Source organism: Pseudomonas baetica (assembly GCF_019733355.1).
Classification (GTDB): Bacteria; Pseudomonadota; Gammaproteobacteria; order Pseudomonadales; family Pseudomonadaceae; genus Aquipseudomonas; species Aquipseudomonas baetica_A.
This window is the reverse complement of record NZ_JAIHLQ010000034.1, coordinates 19,004-34,455: the sequence shown is the minus strand read 5'-3', so window position 1 is coordinate 34,455 and position 15,452 is coordinate 19,004. Positions and strand designations below refer to the sequence as shown.

The window sequence follows — 15,452 nt, the reverse complement described above, 5'->3', positions numbered from 1 at the left end:
GACAGTACGAAAGCTGGCGTTGTAGTGCAGGCAAAAGTAGCCTACGACGCGACCAAGGGTTAATGTGCGCGGCGTTGACGCTTCTATAGACTGTGTCCGGGTTCATTATTGGCCCCCAATTGTTCCTTCGCGCCGCCATTCGGCGTGATTTAGCCGCAGGTGCTGCTGGCACCTCGGCCTGTTCTGAGGAGTACGCATGGCTGTCTACAACTACGACGTGGTGGTACTGGGTTCTGGCCCAGCGGGAGAAGGCGCGGCAATGAACGCCGCTAAAGCAGGGCGCAAGGTCGCGATGGTCGACAGCCGTCGCCAGGTCGGCGGCAACTGCACCCACCTCGGCACCATCCCGTCCAAGGCACTGCGTCACTCGGTGCGGCAGATCATGCAGTTCAACACCAACCCTATGTTTCGGGCGATTGGCGAGCCGCGCTGGTTCTCCTTCCCGGACGTGTTGAAAAGCGCCGAAAAAGTCATTGCCAAACAAGTTGCCTCGCGTACCGGCTACTACGCCCGTAACCGCGTCGACGTGTTTTTCGGCACTGGCAGCTTCGCCGACGAGCAAACCATCGAAGTGGTCTGCGCCAACGGTGTGGTCGAGAAACTGGTGGCCAAGCACATCATCATCGCCACCGGCTCGCGCCCGTATCGCCCGGCTGACATCGATTTTCATCACCCGCGTATCTACGATAGCGACACCATCCTCAGCCTCGGCCACACCCCGCGCAAACTGATCGTTTATGGCGCTGGCGTGATTGGTTGCGAATATGCCTCGATCTTCAGCGGTCTGGGTGTACTGGTTGAGCTGGTCGATAACCGTGGTCAGTTGCTGAGCTTCCTCGACTCGGAAATCTCCCAGGCGTTGAGCTACCACTTCAGCAACAACAACATCACCGTGCGACACAACGAAGACTACGACCGCGTTGAAGGCGTGGACAACGGCGTGATCCTGCACCTCAAGTCCGGCAAGAAGATCAAGGCCGACGCCTTGCTCTGGTGTAACGGCCGTACCGGCAACACCGACCAGTTGGGTCTGGAAAACATCGGCGTCAAGGTCAACAGCCGTGGCCAGATCGAAGTCGACGAGAACTACCGCACCTGCGTGCCGAACATCTACGGTGCTGGCGACGTGATCGGTTGGCCGAGCCTGGCCAGTGCCGCCCACGACCAGGGTCGTTCGGCCGCTGGCAGCATCGTTGATAACGGTAGCTGGCGTTTCGTGAATGACGTGCCGACCGGCATCTATACCATTCCGGAGATCAGCTCGATCGGCAAGAACGAGCAGGAACTGACCCAGGCCAAAGTCCCGTATGAAGTCGGCAAGGCGTTCTTCAAGAGCATGGCGCGGGCGCAGATTGCCGGCGAGCCGCAAGGCATGCTGAAGATCCTGTTCCACCGTGAAACCCTGGAAGTGCTGGGCGTTCACTGCTTCGGTTATCAGGCGTCGGAGATCGTTCACATCGGTCAGGCGATCATGAACCAGCCGGGCGAGTTGAATACCCTGAAGTACTTCGTCAACACCACGTTCAACTACCCGACCATGGCCGAAGCCTATCGAGTAGCTGCATACGACGGCCTCAACCGGCTTTTTTGACGGGCTCCGGCCGGTGGCCTGAGCCGGCCGGGGAGACCGATTTCAGCAATTCTCGAGGGTGGCAGTGGCCAAACCGGGAAAGTCTGTAATCAGGCTGTCAACGCCGAAGTCGGCGAGTCTGCGCATCAGCGCAGGCTCGTTGACGGTCCATACCGACACATGCAGCCCCTGACGCTGCGCCTTCTGCAGGCGTTCTGGCGTACACAGTGTCCAGTTCAGCGCCAGAATCTCGCAACCATAGCTTGCCGCGACCTTCAACGGATCGAGCCAGGCGTACTCGGCTACTAGGCCGCGCGACACGTCCGGCACCAGATCCAGCGCCGCTTTCAATACTTCCCGCGAACTCGACGTGATCGTTACCTTGTCCAGCAGGCCATGGCGCTGAGCCATTTCTCGAATCGCCAGTACCGTGGTCGCGGCTCGGGTGCGTGAAGCGCTTTTGACTTCAAGCTGCCAGTGCTCGAAATCGCACTTCTCGAACAACTCTTCCAGCGTCGGAATCGGGCACGGCTTGATCCAGCCCGGGCCGCCCTTGCGCGCGTCGTAGGTCACCAGTTCGGCGGCAGTGTGTTCGACCACTTTGCCGCGCCGCTCGGTGGTGCGCTTGAGCGTCGGGTCATGGATGACCATCAACTCGCCGTCCTTGGACAGATGCAGATCCAGTTCGCAACGGCGTACGCCGTGCTTGAGACATTCCTGAAAGCTGGTCAGGGTGTTTTCCGGTGCTTCGCCCTTGGCGCCGCGGTGGCCGTAGATGAGGGTCACGGTGCTTCCTTAATTTAAATGCCAGATTCGTTCTGTTCGCGGGCCAGACGTCGTTCCTGAGCCTGCTTCTGCAAGATATAGCGGGCGAGCAACTGCCGCTGGGCATCGGTCAGGTGCTCGAACTCGGTGCCGACGTCATGGCCTTCACCCTTGCGGTCGCAATGGGTAACGCGGGCGCGCAGCAGCAGGCCCAGCGCCTGAGGCATCAGCACCAGTTTCACCGACAGGTGCGCACCGACCGCAATCGGCGTCGGGTACTGAAAGTCGATCCCGCCTTCGGAGATGATCACCGGTTGCGGCTCGCCGATGTGGCCGAGCACGGTCAGGGCGACCACCTGGCTAAGCAGGTCGATGCGCTTGTTCTGCGATTTCAGGAACGCAGCGATGGCCCGGTCGCGTTCGCTGATCTGGCGCAACAGGTGCTGCGACTCGAATTCACTCAGGTGCAGTTCGCTGAGCAGGTTGAAGAGTGGGGAAGCATCCTGCAACACTTCCTGGCCTGCGGCTTCGGGAGCAGACAGGGGCCTAATTTCCAGTGCGATCGTGTCCTCGATACGGTAGTATTCGCGGCGATCTTCTTCATCTAATGTCGACATGGCGAACCCATGGTAGCGGCGGTGGTCTGAGTGTAAAGCTGGTTATCGACCCCCGCCACAAGGACGTTCCTTTTCCCTCCGAACAAGCCCCGACATGTTCAGACCTCTCTTCGTATTTATCGGCACGCGTTATACCCGTGCAAAGCGTCGCAATCATTTTGTGTCATTCATTTCCCTGACTTCGATGATCGGGCTCGCCCTAGGCGTGGTCGTGATGATCGTCGTGCTCTCGGTGATGAATGGCTTCGATCATGAGATGCGCACCCGCGTGCTGGGCATGGTGCCCCACGCGACCATCGAGTCCACCGAGCCGATCAACGATTGGCAAAGCCTGGCCACCCAGGTCAAGCAGAACCCGCAGGTGACGGCGGTAGCGCCGTTCACGCAAATGCAGGGTCTGCTGACCAACAATGGTCAGGTGTCCAAGGTGTTGCTCAACGCCATCGACCCTGCGCTTGAGCGCAACGTGTCGATCATCGACAACTTCATGAAGCAGGGCAAACTCGACGACCTGACGCCGGGCAGCTTTGGCATCGTTATCGGCGACAAGGCCGCGACCAAGCTTGGTGTGGGCATCGGTGACAAGGTCACCTTTGTTGCGCCTGAGGTCAGCGTGACCCCGGCCGGGATGTTCCCGCGCATGAAGCGCTTCACCGTGGTGGGCATTTTCCATGTCGGCGCCGGTGAGCTGGACGGCTTTCTGGGCGTCACCAACCTGCAGGATCTGGCGAAAATGCGTCGCTGGAAGACTGATCAGGTGCAGGGTATCCGTCTGAAGTTCGACGACCTGTTCCAGGCGCCGCGCGTGGCATGGAACATCGCCCAGCAACTTGGCGAAGACCATTACTACGCTCGCGACTGGACGCGCACCCACGGCAATCTGTATCAGGCGATCCGTATGGAAAAGGCCATGATCGGGCTGCTGTTGCTGCTGATTGTCGCTGTTGCGGCGTTCAACATCATTTCCACGCTGGTGATGGTGGTCAACGACAAGAAGGGCGACATCGCCATTCTGCGTACTCTTGGCGCGACACCGGGCACCATCATGCGCACGTTCATGGTGCAAGGCACGGTGATCGGCGTGGTCGGCACCGCCATTGGCGCGGTGGTCGGAATCCTGGCCGCGCTTAACGTCAGTGCTGCGATTTCGGCCCTTGAAGGCCTGATCGGCCACAAATTCCTTAATGCTGACGTGTATTTCATTGATTATCTTCCGTCGCAGGTGCAGAGCCAGGATGTGGTCATGGTCTGCGCCGCTGCGTTGGTCCTGAGTTTCCTCGCCACCCTGTATCCAGCCTGGCGTGCCGCGCGCACCCAGCCGGCGGAGGCGCTACGTTATGAGTGAGTCGGGCATGAGTGAACAAGCAATCTTGAGCTGCCGCAACCTGGGCAAATCCTACGAGGAAGGCCCGGAGTCGGTAGAAGTGCTGGCCGGTCTGCAACTGGAGTTGCATCCGGGCGAGCGTGTCGCAATTGTCGGCACCTCGGGTTCGGGCAAAAGTACTTTGCTCAACCTGTTGGGCGGCCTCGACACGCCAACCCAGGGCAGCGTCTGGCTCGATGGCGAAGAACTCTCGGCGCTGAGCGAGAAGAAGCGCGGCCTGCTGCGTAACCGTGCGCTGGGTTTCGTTTACCAGTTTCACCACCTGCTGCCGGAATTCACCGCACTGGAAAACGTCTGCATGCCGCTGTTGATTGGCAAGACGCCGATTCCGGAAGCCCGTCAGCGCGCTACGGCATTGCTGGAGCGCGTCGGCCTCGGTCATCGTCTTGAGCACAAGCCGGCCGAACTGTCCGGTGGTGAACGTCAGCGTGTGGCCATCGCCCGCGCCCTGGTCAACAATCCCGGCCTGGTGATGCTCGATGAGCCGACCGGTAACCTCGATTCCCACACCGCCCAAGGCATTCAGGATTTGATGCTGGAGCTCAGCACTTCGATGCGCACGGCGTTTCTGGTGGTGACTCACGACATGAACCTGGCTCGCCAGATGGATCGCGTCCTGCATTTGCAGGAAGGTTGCCTGACGCCCATCTGATTCGGCCCAAACCCGACGTCTGAAAGGCGTCGGGTCTTTTATTTTTATACGGTGCCCCAGCGAATGTTCAGACCGTTATCGATCTTTATCGGCGCACGCTATACCCGAGCCAAGCGCCGCAATCGCTTTGTTTCGTTCATTTCGATGACCTCGATGATCGGCCTCGCCCTTGGCGTGCTGGCGATGATCGTTGTGCTGTCGGTGATGAACGGCTTTCAGCGTGAAATGAGCTCGCGCATCCTCGGTATGGTGCCGCACGCGACCATCGTTGGCGTCAAGCCGATTGACGACTGGCGGCCCGTAGCCGCCGCCGCGATGAAAAATCCTGAAGTGACCGCCGCCGTGCCGTTCACGGAAATGGAAGGCATGCTCTCCTACAAGGGCTTGATGCAGCCGATCCAGATCAGCGGCGTCGATCCTGCTCAGGAAGGCAAGGTGTCGATTGTTGCCCAGCACATCGTCCAGGGCCGCCTCGATGCCTTGAAACCCGGTGAGTTTGGCGTGGTGATCGGCGAAATCACCGCCCGCCGTTTCCGTTTGAATGTTGGCGACAAGATCACCCTGATCGTGCCGGAAGTCAGCACCGCACCGGGGGGGATCACTCCGCGCATGCAGCGCCTGAACGTGGTTGGCGTGTTCAAGGTTGGCGCTGAACTGGACGGTTCCATGGGGCTGATCCATGTCGCCGATGCGGCGACCATGCAGCATTGGGAGCCGAATCAGGTGCAGAGCGTGCGTCTGGCGGTCAAAGACTTGTACGCGGCGCCGAAGGTCTCTGCGGACATCGCCGCAGACCTGGGCGCCGATTTCAAGGCTGACGACTGGACCCACACCCAAGGCAGTCTGTTCAGCGCCATGAAAATGGAAAAAACCATGATCGGCCTGCTGTTGCTGATGATCGTCGCGGTGGCGGCGTTCAACATCATCGCAACCCTGATCATGGTGGTGAACGACAAGGGCGCGGACATCGCGATCCTGCGTACTATCGGCGCTACGCCCCGGCAGATCATGGCAATCTTCATGGTGCAGGGCACGGTGATCGGGATTGTCGGCACCTTGATGGGGGGCGTGCTGGGCGTTATCGCGGCGCTGAACGTCAGTGAGATGGTCGGCTGGGTCGAGCGGGTGACTGGGCAGCACATCTTCAGTTCCGATGTGTATTTCGTCAGCAATCTGCCGTCGCAATTGCAGGCGGGGGATGTGCTGTTGATCTGTTCCGCCGGGTTCATCCTGAGCTTCCTGGCGACGGTGTATCCGGCGTGGCGGGCAGCGAAGATCGAGCCGGCTCATGCGCTGAGATATTCGTAAGCTGTTATAGCGCCTTCGCGCGCAAGCCCGCTCCCACAGAGGATTTGTGTACGACGCATATCCAGTGTGCGCGGGCTTGCTCGCGAAGGGGCCGTAACAATCGGCCTCAACTCTACTTCGGCAACTCAATCACAAACCGCGTCCAGCCCTGATCCGATTCGCAATGAATCTGCCCACCATGCGCCCGGACAATCGATTGAGTAATCGCCAGCCCCAGCCCTGCATGCTCACTGCTACCTTCCTGCCGCGCCGGATCCGCCCGATAAAACCGGTCGAATAAGCGTGGCAACAGCTCTGCCGAAACCCCTTCACCACTGTTCTCGACGGACACGCGTACAACATTCGTCTGATCAAGTATGGTCAGACGTACATGGCCTTGGGCCGGCGTAAACCGCAGCGCGTTATCCAGCAGATTCGACAGCGCCCGGCGCAACATGCTGCGGTCACCCTCGATTCGCGCATCCCCGTCACGGCTCAATTGCACTCCGGCGTCTTCTGCCAGTGGTGCAAAAAACTCCAACAATGCATCCGCTTCTTCCGCCAGTTCCAGCGGTTGACGCTTGGGCACCAGCAAGCCGTGGTCAGCCTTGGCCAGATACAGCATGTCGTTGACCAGTTGCGCCATCCATTGCAATTCTTCGAGGTTGCTGTGCAGCGCTTCGCGATAATCATCGATCGGCCGTGGGCGGGTGAGGGTGACCTGGGTGTGGGTCAGCAGGTTGGAAAGCGGCGTGCGCAGTTCATGGGCAATGTCGGCGGAAAACGCCGAGAGCCGTTGAAACGAGTCGTCGAGGCGTCCGAGCATGGCGTTGAAGCTGTGGGCCATTTCCGCAAGCTCTGGCGGCATTTGCGCTTCCGGCAGTCGGGCATTGAGCGATTGCGCCGATATCCCACGGGCCACCGCACTCATGTACCGCAGTGGGCGCAAGCCGCTGCGCGCGGCCCAGGCGCCCAGTAGCGCAGTGGCCAGCGCCGAGAGTCCGACGGTCAGCCAGATCAAATGCTGCATGCGTTGCAGGAAGTGCTGGTGATGAGTGATGTCCAGCAACAGGGTCAGTTGCGGTGAATCGGTTTTGTCCGGGTAGAGCGGGGCGTTGAGTACGCGATAGTCAGTGCCGTTATTGCGGATCGTCGACAGCCCGAGGTGTGACGGTAATTGCTTGGGGATCTGTGTCGAACTGTCGTACCAGCGTTGGCCGTCACTGCCATTGATGCGCAGGGACAGATCGGCTTGGCGGCTCAGTTCATCGGCCAGGCGCGCTTCGCGTTGGCCGGGTTGAACATCTTGCAGGGCGCGGCGCAGGCCGATGAGTTTGCCGTCCAGCAATTGCTGATCGAGTTCGACGAAATGCGCCTCGCTGGCGTGGTTGAACAGCACCCCGGCACACAGCGACACCACGGCGGTACAAGCAGCAAACAGCAAGGCCAGACGTGAGCTCAAGGACAACCGGCGCATCAGGCTGAGCGCTCTTCAAGCACGTAGCCCATGCCGCGCACGGTGTGGATCAGTTTATTGGGGAACTCGTCGTCGATCTTGAGGCGTAGGCGGCGAATCGCGACTTCGATGACATTGGTGTCGCTGTCGAAATTCATGTCCCAGACCTGCGAGGCGATCAACGATTTTGGCAGCACTTCGCCCTGACGGCGCAGGAGCATTTCCAACAGGGCGAATTCCTTGGCAGTCAGGTCAATGCGTTGGCCGCTGCGCTCTACCCGGCGGCGGATCAGGTCCAGGCGCAGATCCGCCAGTTGCAGGCTGGTCTCCTGTGCGGTGGCGCTGCCGCGACGTAACAGGCTGCGCACTCTCGCCAGCAACTCGGAAAAGGCGAAAGGCTTGACCAGGTAATCATCGGCCCCCAGTTCGAGGCCGTGAACCCTGTCTTCTACGGCGTCTTTGGCCGTCAGAAAAAGCACCGGCGTGTCGAGACCCGCACTGCGCACCGCTTGCAGGATTTGCCAGCCGTTACGCCCCGGGAGCATGACATCGAGGATCAGCAACGCATAGTCGCCGCTCAAGGCCAGTTGCTGGCCGCTGTTGCCGTCGGCCACCAGTTCGGTGTTGAACCCTGCCTCGGTCAGGCCCTGGCGCAGGTATTGGCCGGTTTTTACTTGGTCTTCGACGATCAACAGTTTCATGGGCGACTCGGGTTGATTCGGTGTGTAGGAACGAAAGCTTTATACCGTGGGACATCTCGGTAAGCGCTAACCTGACAAAGTTGTAATCTGCCTGTCAGGTAGATGCCAGCGCAGGCCGGCTAAAGTTTCCCACAGGCTGAACCCTATCTTGTTGGAGTACGACCATGTTTTTGCGCAAACCCCTGGCTTTGGCCGCATGTCTGCTGGCGTTGAGCTCGCCAGTGTGGGCCGCGTCGGCACACACCTATGCCTTCGGCGAACCCGCGCCTGCCGCCAAAGCCACGCGCAGCATCGAAGTGGTGATGGCCGACCTGTCGTTCGACCCGAAGACGATCCAGGTCAAGGCCGGTGAGACCGTTCGCTTTGTGCTGGTGAATAAAGGCCAGTTGCTGCACGAATTCAACCTGGGCGACGCGGCGATGCATGCCAAACACCAGCAGGAAATGTTGCAGATGCAACAAAGCGGCATGCTGACGCCTACCGGCATGAAAGAAATGTCCCACGACATGGCGGGCATGGATCACGGTGCGATGAGCCATGGCATGAAGCATGATGACCCGAACAGTGTGTTGGTCGAACCGGGCAAAACCGCTGAGTTGACCTGGACCTTCAGCAAAGCCACCCGCCTGGAATTTGCCTGCAATATCCCCGGCCATTATCAGGCGGGGATGGTCGGCAAACTGACTGTCAGTCAGTAAGCACTCAAAGGCGCAAGCAAAGGCTGGTAGAATCCGCTGATTCTTCAGTCAGGTTTCCGCCATGCATCCCGCAGCCGAACACTCGCCACTGGGCAAATCCAGCGAATATATCGCCACTTACACGCCGTCCTTGCTGTTCCCGATTCCGCGCACCGCGAAATGGGCCGAACTGGGCCTGACCGCCGATACCCTGCCTTATAAAGGTGTGGATTTCTGGAATTGCTTCGAATTGTCGTGGCTGCTGCCGTCGGGCAAGCCTGTGGTCGCGATCGGCGAGTTCAGTATCCCGGCAGATTCGCCAAACATCATCGAGTCCAAGTCGTTCAAGCTGTACCTGAACTCGCTGAACCAGACGCCGTTCGCTGATGTGGCCACGCTTGAAGCAACGCTGGCCAAAGATCTGTCCGCTGCTGCCGGCAAACCGGTGGGCGTGCGGGTTCGCAGCCTGAAAGACGTAGAAGCCGAAGGCGTCGTCGCGCTGCCGGGTGTGTGCATCGACGATCTGGATATCAGCGTCAGCAACTACGAGCATCCGCGGCCGGAGTTGCTGCGTTGCGATGAATCGCGGATGGTCGAAGAGAGCGTGCACAGTCATCTGCTCAAATCCAACTGCCCGGTGACCAGTCAGCCAGACTGGGGCAGTGTGGTGGTGGAGTACCGTGGCTCGGCGCTGGATCATGCCAGTCTGCTGGAATACATCGTCAGCTTCCGCCAGCACTCGGACTTCCATGAGCAATGCGTGGAGCGGATCTTCCTCGATCTGCAGCGGTTGTTGAAACCGGAGAAATTGACGGTATTTGCGCGGTATGTGCGTCGCGGGGGGCTGGATATCAACCCGTATCGCAGCACTGAAAGCGTGCAACTGCCGAACCATCGGCTGGTGCGTCAATAAAGATCCAGTGTGAGAGCGGGCTGCCTTTCAAATCGCGAAAACGAAAAAGCCCTGCCATTGCTGGCAGGGCTTTTTGCGTTTGGGGCGTCAGATCCCCATGCTGCCCAACGCATTGACGATGTTGCGCAGCGTGCCAGCGATCCCGGGGTGTTCGAGTTCAAAGCGTTCAACCGCCAGATTCACGCCGTCGGCGATGTTGGAATCCTGGGTTTTGGTTTCGAGTTCAAGTTCCGCTTCGATCTGTTGCATAAGGTCGTGCAGGTTAGCGCGCTCATCTTCAGACAGCGGTGGATTCTGCTCCAGTTGCTCGCGCAGGGTATTGAGTTGTTCTTGCAGTTCGCGGGCGGGCATGTTGGTTTCCTTTTATCGAGAGGCACTGGCATAGACCGCAGCCGCGCGCCAAAGGTCTATGGCTGGCCTTTAGATTAATCCACTCTCGGCTAACCTGCATGATCCCGATCAGGGCTTTTCGCCTTTGAGGCGGCGCAGGCTGATGTCCGCCAGACAGGTTTCGAGCTCACCCAGATGATCGATGACTGAATGCACGCCGAGTCCGAATAACTGCACGGTCGCTTTGCCGCGCCGTTGTTCTCGTTCTTTTTGGCTCAAGGCTTGCCATTCCCCCGGCGCCAGGCCGCACAACGAGCCGCAGGAGGCGAGGCCGATTGTCCATAGCCCGGCATTCAGGCCGGCCTGCAACAGTCGTGGCTCGCCGCTGACCAGTACGCATCCGTCCAGACTGTGGACGTTCAAATCCATGAGCGCTTGCCAGCAGGCGTTGGGCGCTGGCCATGGATTGATTGTTGCTGAATGTTGCGCGGGTTTGATCCAGTTCGGTAAGGCGGCTGACAGCGATTGCGCCAAGGCAGGGGACAGCTCATCCAGCCACGCGCATGGAATCTGCTGGCGCTGCAAATGGTGCAGGCTATCGAGTGCTCCAGGGGTGGCCTCGGCGTGCTCTGGCAGGATGGCCGCTTGTCGGCGGGCACGGGCACCGAAATCCACCAGGCATCCGCTGAGGCCGAACAGCACGGCGGTCAGGCCGGGTGCGGTGAGGGGCAAGGTTTCAGCATGTGACATGGCAACGTCCCTGAAATAGCGTTAAGGCTAGGACTTGCCGGTGACAGTTGGATGACAGCTGCGTTAAAGCCGTTGCAGGAATAGTCCTACAGGTCACTTCATTCGCAGACTGCCCAAAAGACCTTTTGCGCTTATACTAGCGCTCTTAACGCCTAGGCCTTGAAGCCCGCGCCAGTATAAATCCAAGGAGTTTTTCTATGCGCTGGAGCAACCCGCTCGCTCAGCTTTGTGTATATGCCGGCCTGCTGCTGGCTCCGTTCGCCACTCAGGCTGCAACGGAAGAAGACCCTTGGGAAAGCGTCAACCGTCCAATTTTCCAGTTCAACGACTTCGTCGATACTTACGCGCTGAAGCCTCTGGCGCAGGGCTATGAGTTCGTGACGCCGCAATTTCTGGAAGATGGCATCCACAACATGTTCCGCAACGTGGGTGACGTGACCAACCTGGCGAACAACATTCTGCAGGGCAAACCGGCAGCGGCGGGCGTTGATACTGCGCGCCTGATCTTCAACACCACGTTCGGGTTGCTCGGCTTCTTCGATGTCGGGACCAAGATGGGGCTGAACCGCAGCGACGAAGATTTTGGCCAGACGCTCGGCTACTGGGGGGTTGGCAGTGGCCCGTACGTGATGCTGCCGCTGCTCGGTCCAAGCACACTGCGTGACGCGCCTGCGAAATACGTCGACGGCTATACCGGTCCTTACCCTTACATCAACGATGTGCCGGTGCGTAATTCAGTGTTCGGCCTGAACATCGTCGACACCCGTGCCAGCCTGCTGTCGAGCGAGAAGCTGATCAGCGGCGACAAGTACACCTTCATTCGCAACGCTTACCTGCAGAACCGCGAGTTCAAGGTGAAGGATGGTAAGGTCGTCGACGATTTTTAATCTCGACCGATAAAATGAAGAGGGCGGCCTGTGGGCCGCCTTTTTTGTTTGCGCTTATTTCATCTGCAGAATAGTCAAACCGAGCTTTTGGCCACCGCCATCCTGTGCCCGGACCCAGACCACTTCGGTCTCGGCTTCAAGCCCGCTGAGCGCGGCATGTTCGGAGTCGATGCGCACGCTCAATCGGTCGCCGACCGCAAATTGCCTCGGCGCCTCTACCTGCATGCCGCTGCTGGAGAGGTCGATGCATACCGCTGACACCTGATCACCTGCGTGAATCAACACGACATCGGCATCGACCCGCATACGGATAAAATCGCGCTTTTCGCTGTAGTCCCGACCGGTTTGACTCATGGCTTCGTCCTTCCATTGGGTTACGGTTTGAGCTGTTCTTATAACTCTCTGTGATTTGACAAGTAAAGTCGTCAAGCGACCATCGGCACATGCTTGAAACACCCCGCGGATGGGAGTACCGTCTGCGCCTTAGAAGGGCACCTCTGGTGCAACCGTGTGCAGAGCAAACGCTCGAAAGCGGTGCAGCAGAGAGGCTAGAAAGCGAATCCAGTAGTCAGTGCAGGGCTGTAGCCCCGCCCGCTACGCCAACCTAATTCTGGCGCCGTTTGCCCACATGCCAAAAACCAGTGCCACGCTGCTGATAATCGATGATGACGAAGTAGTGCGCGCGAGTCTCGCGGCCTATTTGGAAGACAGTGGTTTCAGCGTCCTGCAGGCCAGTAACGGCCAACAGGGTCTTCAGGTATTCGAGCAAGACACGCCCGACCTGGTCATCTGCGATCTGCGCATGCCGCAGATGGGTGGTCTCGAACTTATCCGTCAGGTCACCGAGCTATCGCCGCAAACGCCGGTGATCGTGGTGTCCGGTGCCGGCGTGATGAACGACGCTGTCGAGGCCCTGCGCCTCGGTGCGGCGGATTACCTGATCAAGCCTCTCGAAGATCTGGCCGTGCTCGAGCACTCCGTGCGCCGGGCCCTGGATCGCGCGCGTCTGCTGCTGGAAAATCAGCGCTACCGCGAGAAGCTGGAAAAGGCCAATCGCGAGCTTGAGGCCAGTCTGAGTCTGCTCCAGGAAGACCAGAACGCCGGTCGCCAGGTGCAGATGAACATGCTGCCGGAAAGCCCGTGGAGCATTGACGAGCTCAGGTTTGCTCACCAGATCATCCCGTCGCTGTACCTGTCCGGTGATTTTGTCGACTATTTCCGTGTCGACGAGCGCCGGGTCGCGTTTTACTTGGCAGATGTATCAGGTCATGGCGCCTCTTCAGCGTTTGTGACGGTGCTGCTGAAGTTCATGACCACGCGCTTGCTGTTCGAGTCCAAGCGCAACGGCACGTTGCCGGAATTCAAGCCTTCGCAGGTTCTTGGTCATATCAACCGGGGGCTGATCAGTTGTAAGCTGGGTAAACACGTCACAATGGTCGGTGGAGTCATCGACGAGGAGACCGGTTTGTTGACCTATAGCATTGGCGGCCATCTGCCTTTGCCTGTGTTGTACACGCCTGACAGTGTTCGCTACCTCGAAGGGCGTGGTCTGCCGGTAGGGCTTTTCAATGAAGCCGCCTACGAAGATCACGTACTTGAGCTGCCGCCGACGTTCAGCCTGACGCTGATGTCTGACGGTATTCTGGACCTTTTGCCAGAACCTACGCTCAAAGAAAAAGAAGCGGCTTTGCCTGAGCGGGTGAAGTCAGCGGGCGGCAGCCTGGATGGCCTGCGGCAAGTGTTTGGATTGGCCACGCTAGGGGAGATGCCGGATGATATCGCCCTGTTGGTGTTGAGCAGGAATCTTCAATGAGTACCGGTAGAATCCAGTTCGCCGAGCAGGACGGCACCTTCGTCCTGAAGTTCGTCGGTGAAGTTCGCCTGACCCTGTGTTCGGCGTTGGATGCGACTATTGAGAAAATCTTCACCGCGCTGAATTTCAACGCGATCGTGATCGATTTGACCGAAACCCGCAGCATCGACAGCACCACGTTGGGTCTGTTGGCCAAACTGTCGATCCTGTCGCGGCAGAAGGTCGGCCTGCTGCCGACCGTCGTCACCACCCACGATGACATCACCCGACTGCTGCAATCGATGGGCTTCGAGCAGGTGTTCAACATCGTCAATCACCCGGTGCCATGCCCGGAGTGCCTGGACGACCTGCCTGATCAGGACCAGTCGGAAGAGGTGGTGCGGATCAAGGTGCTTGAAGCGCACAAGATCCTCATGGGGCTTAACGATTCCAATCGTGAAGCTTTCCATGATCTGGTGAATGCCCTCGAACGCCATTGATCCTCTGACGTCAGGTTGCCTGGGCAGGCCCCTTCGCGAGCAAGCCCGCTCCCACATTTGATCTGTGTCGAGAAAAGATCCCCTGCGGGAGTTTGTTTGCTCGCGAAAGCGTCAAATCTGACGATACATTTGCCAGTGCTGGCGCAATGAAAAAGGGCGAACCTGTGAGGGTTCGCCCTTTTTGCATTTCACTCAGTCAGATCACAACTTAGCTTGCAACAGCGCCTCAAGCTTCTCTTGGTCGCGAGCAAACTGACGAATACCTTCAGCCAGTTTTTCGGTCGCCATCGCGTCCTCATTGGACAACCAGCGGAATTGCGCTTCGTTCAGGCTCAGACGTGCTTCACCGGCATTGCCTGGCGCCAGTTTGCGCTCAAGTTTGCCAGTGTCCGCCGCCAGCTTGTCGATCAGGTCCGGGCTGATGGTCAAACGGTCGCAACCGGCCAGTTGCTCAATCTGGTTCAGGTTGCGGAAGCTCGCGCCCATGACTACGGTCTTGTAGTCATTGGCCTTGTAGTAGTTGTAGATGCGCGTCACGGACTGCACGCCCGGATCGTCGGCGCCGGTGTAGTCGTTGCCGTTGGCCTTTTTGTACCAGTCGTAGATGCGGCCTACGAACGGCGAGATCAGGAACACGCCGGCATCGGCACATGCCGCCGCTTGAGCGAAGGAGAACAGCAAAGTCAGGTTTGTCTGGATGCCTTCCTTTTCGAGGACCTCGGCAGCGCGGATACCTTCCCAGGTCGAGGCGATCTTGATCAGCACGCGATCGCGGCCAATGCCAGCCTTGTCATACAACTCGATCAAGCGATGCGCACGCTTGAGGACGCCTTCCTGATCGAACGACAGGCGCGCATCCACTTCTGTGGAGATACGGCCCGGGATAACCTTGAGAATTTCCTGGCCCACCGCGACGCCGAAACGGTCGCTGGCCAGGCCGACATCACCCTTGCAGTCGCTGACGCAAGCGTTCAGCAATTCGGCATAAGCGGGGATGGCTGCCGCTTTGAGCAACAGGGATGGGTTGGTGGTGGCATCGACCGGTTTAACCCGGGCGATCGCTTCGAAGTCGCCGGTGTCGGCAACCACGGTGGTGATTTGTTTGAGTTGTTCCAGCTTGGAAGTCATGTGTGTGCTCTGTCCTGTGGGTTTGACGACATTACCCGAGCGC

17 protein-coding genes are annotated in these 15,452 nt (G+C 59.0%); 9 read left to right on the top strand and 8 right to left on the bottom strand.

What is annotated here, in order from left to right; translation table 11 throughout:
- Positions 1-196 precede the first annotated feature (196 nt).
- Complete coding sequence (gene sthA, locus K5E40_RS25630; protein ID WP_221733217.1) at positions 197-1,591, top strand: Si-specific NAD(P)(+) transhydrogenase; 1,395 nt, start codon at positions 197-199, stop codon at positions 1,589-1,591.
- Between the two features lie 42 nt (positions 1,592-1,633).
- On the opposite strand, the gene K5E40_RS25625 is transcribed toward sthA, so the two are convergent.
- Positions 1,634-2,356, bottom strand: coding sequence for a glycerophosphodiester phosphodiesterase (locus K5E40_RS25625; RefSeq protein WP_221733216.1), 723 nt, complete (start codon positions 2,354-2,356; stop codon positions 1,634-1,636).
- A gap of 14 nt (positions 2,357-2,370) precedes the next feature.
- Complete coding sequence (locus tag K5E40_RS25620) at positions 2,371-2,952, bottom strand: PilZ domain-containing protein (protein ID WP_221733215.1); 582 nt, start codon at positions 2,950-2,952, stop codon at positions 2,371-2,373.
- 94 nt (positions 2,953-3,046) lie between these two features.
- On the opposite strand from K5E40_RS25620, the gene K5E40_RS25615 reads away from it, so the two are divergent.
- The 3 genes from K5E40_RS25615 to K5E40_RS25605 all read left to right on the top strand — a co-directional run bounded on the left by K5E40_RS25615 (position 3,047) and on the right by K5E40_RS25605 (position 6,296).
- Positions 3,047-4,297: a lipoprotein-releasing ABC transporter permease subunit gene (locus K5E40_RS25615; RefSeq protein ID WP_221733214.1), complete on the top strand. Its 1,251-nt coding sequence runs from the start codon at positions 3,047-3,049 to the stop codon at positions 4,295-4,297.
- The gene (lolD, locus tag K5E40_RS25610; protein WP_401139738.1) at positions 4,290-4,988 is read left to right on the top strand and encodes a lipoprotein-releasing ABC transporter ATP-binding protein LolD; all 699 of its coding nucleotides are present in this window, start codon (positions 4,290-4,292) and stop codon (positions 4,986-4,988) included. Before K5E40_RS25615 ends, lolD begins: the two co-directional genes overlap by 8 nt.
- 63 nt (positions 4,989-5,051) lie before the next feature.
- On the top strand, positions 5,052-6,296 hold the full coding sequence (locus tag K5E40_RS25605; RefSeq protein ID WP_221733212.1) for a lipoprotein-releasing ABC transporter permease subunit: 1,245 nt from the start codon (positions 5,052-5,054) through the stop codon (positions 6,294-6,296).
- 112 nt (positions 6,297-6,408) lie between these two features.
- Here K5E40_RS25605 and K5E40_RS25600 read toward each other — a convergent pair whose 3' ends face one another.
- On the bottom strand, positions 6,409-7,752 hold the full coding sequence (locus K5E40_RS25600) for a heavy metal sensor histidine kinase (protein WP_221733211.1): 1,344 nt from the start codon (positions 7,750-7,752) through the stop codon (positions 6,409-6,411).
- The gene (locus K5E40_RS25595; protein ID WP_221733210.1) at positions 7,752-8,432 is read right to left on the bottom strand and encodes a heavy metal response regulator transcription factor; all 681 of its coding nucleotides are present in this window, start codon (positions 8,430-8,432) and stop codon (positions 7,752-7,754) included. The genes K5E40_RS25600 and K5E40_RS25595 overlap by 1 nt, the downstream gene beginning before the upstream one ends.
- Positions 8,433-8,596: 164 nt before the next feature.
- Here K5E40_RS25595 and K5E40_RS25590 point away from each other — a divergent pair, with 164 nt between their 5' ends.
- Complete coding sequence (locus K5E40_RS25590) at positions 8,597-9,130, top strand: plastocyanin/azurin family copper-binding protein (protein ID WP_221733209.1); 534 nt, start codon at positions 8,597-8,599, stop codon at positions 9,128-9,130.
- 61 nt (positions 9,131-9,191) lie between these two features.
- Positions 9,192-10,022, top strand: a complete 831-nt coding sequence (gene queF, locus K5E40_RS25585) for an NADPH-dependent 7-cyano-7-deazaguanine reductase QueF (protein WP_221733208.1) — start codon at positions 9,192-9,194, stop codon at positions 10,020-10,022.
- An 87-nt stretch (positions 10,023-10,109) separates the two neighbouring features.
- Here queF and K5E40_RS25580 read toward each other — a convergent pair whose 3' ends face one another.
- Both K5E40_RS25580 and K5E40_RS25575 read right to left on the bottom strand, forming a co-directional pair.
- Entirely contained in the window at positions 10,110-10,373 is a 264-nt protein-coding gene (locus K5E40_RS25580) for a DUF4404 family protein (RefSeq protein ID WP_221733207.1), read from the bottom strand.
- A 108-nt stretch (positions 10,374-10,481) separates the two neighbouring features.
- A complete protein-coding gene (locus tag K5E40_RS25575) occupies positions 10,482-11,102 on the bottom strand; it encodes an HAD family phosphatase (RefSeq protein ID WP_221733206.1) in 621 nt (206 codons plus the stop codon).
- 197 nt (positions 11,103-11,299) lie between these two features.
- Here K5E40_RS25575 and K5E40_RS25570 point away from each other — a divergent pair, with 197 nt between their 5' ends.
- Positions 11,300-11,989 carry a VacJ family lipoprotein gene (locus K5E40_RS25570; RefSeq protein ID WP_221733205.1) on the top strand — a complete coding sequence of 230 codons (690 nt, stop codon included), beginning with the start codon at positions 11,300-11,302 and terminating at the stop codon, positions 11,987-11,989.
- A 54-nt stretch (positions 11,990-12,043) separates the two neighbouring features.
- Here K5E40_RS25570 and K5E40_RS25565 read toward each other — a convergent pair whose 3' ends face one another.
- Entirely contained in the window at positions 12,044-12,343 is a 300-nt protein-coding gene (locus K5E40_RS25565; protein WP_221733204.1) for a PilZ domain-containing protein, read from the bottom strand.
- Between the two features lie 274 nt (positions 12,344-12,617).
- On the opposite strand from K5E40_RS25565, the gene rssB reads away from it, so the two are divergent.
- Both rssB and rssC read left to right on the top strand, forming a co-directional pair.
- Positions 12,618-13,802: a two-component system response regulator RssB gene (rssB, locus tag K5E40_RS25560; protein WP_221733203.1), complete on the top strand. Its 1,185-nt coding sequence runs from the start codon at positions 12,618-12,620 to the stop codon at positions 13,800-13,802.
- Positions 13,799-14,281 carry an anti-sigma factor antagonist RssC gene (gene rssC / locus K5E40_RS25555; protein WP_042560140.1) on the top strand — a complete coding sequence of 161 codons (483 nt, stop codon included), beginning with the start codon at positions 13,799-13,801 and terminating at the stop codon, positions 14,279-14,281. The genes rssB and rssC overlap by 4 nt, the downstream gene beginning before the upstream one ends.
- A 201-nt stretch (positions 14,282-14,482) precedes the next feature.
- Here rssC and tal read toward each other — a convergent pair whose 3' ends face one another.
- On the bottom strand, positions 14,483-15,409 hold the full coding sequence (tal, locus tag K5E40_RS25550; protein WP_221733202.1) for a transaldolase: 927 nt from the start codon (positions 15,407-15,409) through the stop codon (positions 14,483-14,485).
- Positions 15,410-15,452: the final 43 nt, after the last annotated feature.

What these genes read in the sequence shown, in the direction of transcription:
- sthA (WP_221733217.1), top strand. Translation starts at nt 197, where the DNA reads ATGGCTGTCTACAACTACGACGTGGTGGTACTGGGTTCTGGCCCAGCG.
- K5E40_RS25620 (WP_221733215.1), bottom strand. Translation starts at nt 2,952, where the DNA reads ATGTCGACATTAGATGAAGAAGATCGCCGCGAATACTACCGTATCGAG.
- K5E40_RS25615 (WP_221733214.1), top strand. Translation starts at nt 3,047, where the DNA reads ATGTTCAGACCTCTCTTCGTATTTATCGGCACGCGTTATACCCGTGCA.
- lolD (WP_401139738.1), top strand. Translation starts at nt 4,290, where the DNA reads ATGAGTGAGTCGGGCATGAGTGAACAAGCAATCTTGAGCTGCCGCAAC.
- K5E40_RS25605 (WP_221733212.1), top strand. Translation starts at nt 5,052, where the DNA reads ATGTTCAGACCGTTATCGATCTTTATCGGCGCACGCTATACCCGAGCC.
- K5E40_RS25600 (WP_221733211.1), bottom strand. Translation starts at nt 7,752, where the DNA reads ATGCGCCGGTTGTCCTTGAGCTCACGTCTGGCCTTGCTGTTTGCTGCT.
- K5E40_RS25595 (WP_221733210.1), bottom strand. Translation starts at nt 8,432, where the DNA reads ATGAAACTGTTGATCGTCGAAGACCAAGTAAAAACCGGCCAATACCTG.
- K5E40_RS25590 (WP_221733209.1), top strand. Translation starts at nt 8,597, where the DNA reads ATGTTTTTGCGCAAACCCCTGGCTTTGGCCGCATGTCTGCTGGCGTTG.
- queF (WP_221733208.1), top strand. Translation starts at nt 9,192, where the DNA reads ATGCATCCCGCAGCCGAACACTCGCCACTGGGCAAATCCAGCGAATAT.
- K5E40_RS25580 (WP_221733207.1), bottom strand. Translation starts at nt 10,373, where the DNA reads ATGCCCGCCCGCGAACTGCAAGAACAACTCAATACCCTGCGCGAGCAA.
- K5E40_RS25575 (WP_221733206.1), bottom strand. Translation starts at nt 11,102, where the DNA reads ATGTCACATGCTGAAACCTTGCCCCTCACCGCACCCGGCCTGACCGCC.
- K5E40_RS25570 (WP_221733205.1), top strand. Translation starts at nt 11,300, where the DNA reads ATGCGCTGGAGCAACCCGCTCGCTCAGCTTTGTGTATATGCCGGCCTG.
- K5E40_RS25565 (WP_221733204.1), bottom strand. Translation starts at nt 12,343, where the DNA reads ATGAGTCAAACCGGTCGGGACTACAGCGAAAAGCGCGATTTTATCCGT.
- rssB (WP_221733203.1), top strand. Translation starts at nt 12,618, where the DNA reads ATGCCAAAAACCAGTGCCACGCTGCTGATAATCGATGATGACGAAGTA.
- rssC (WP_042560140.1), top strand. Translation starts at nt 13,799, where the DNA reads ATGAGTACCGGTAGAATCCAGTTCGCCGAGCAGGACGGCACCTTCGTC.
- tal (WP_221733202.1), bottom strand. Translation starts at nt 15,409, where the DNA reads ATGACTTCCAAGCTGGAACAACTCAAACAAATCACCACCGTGGTTGCC.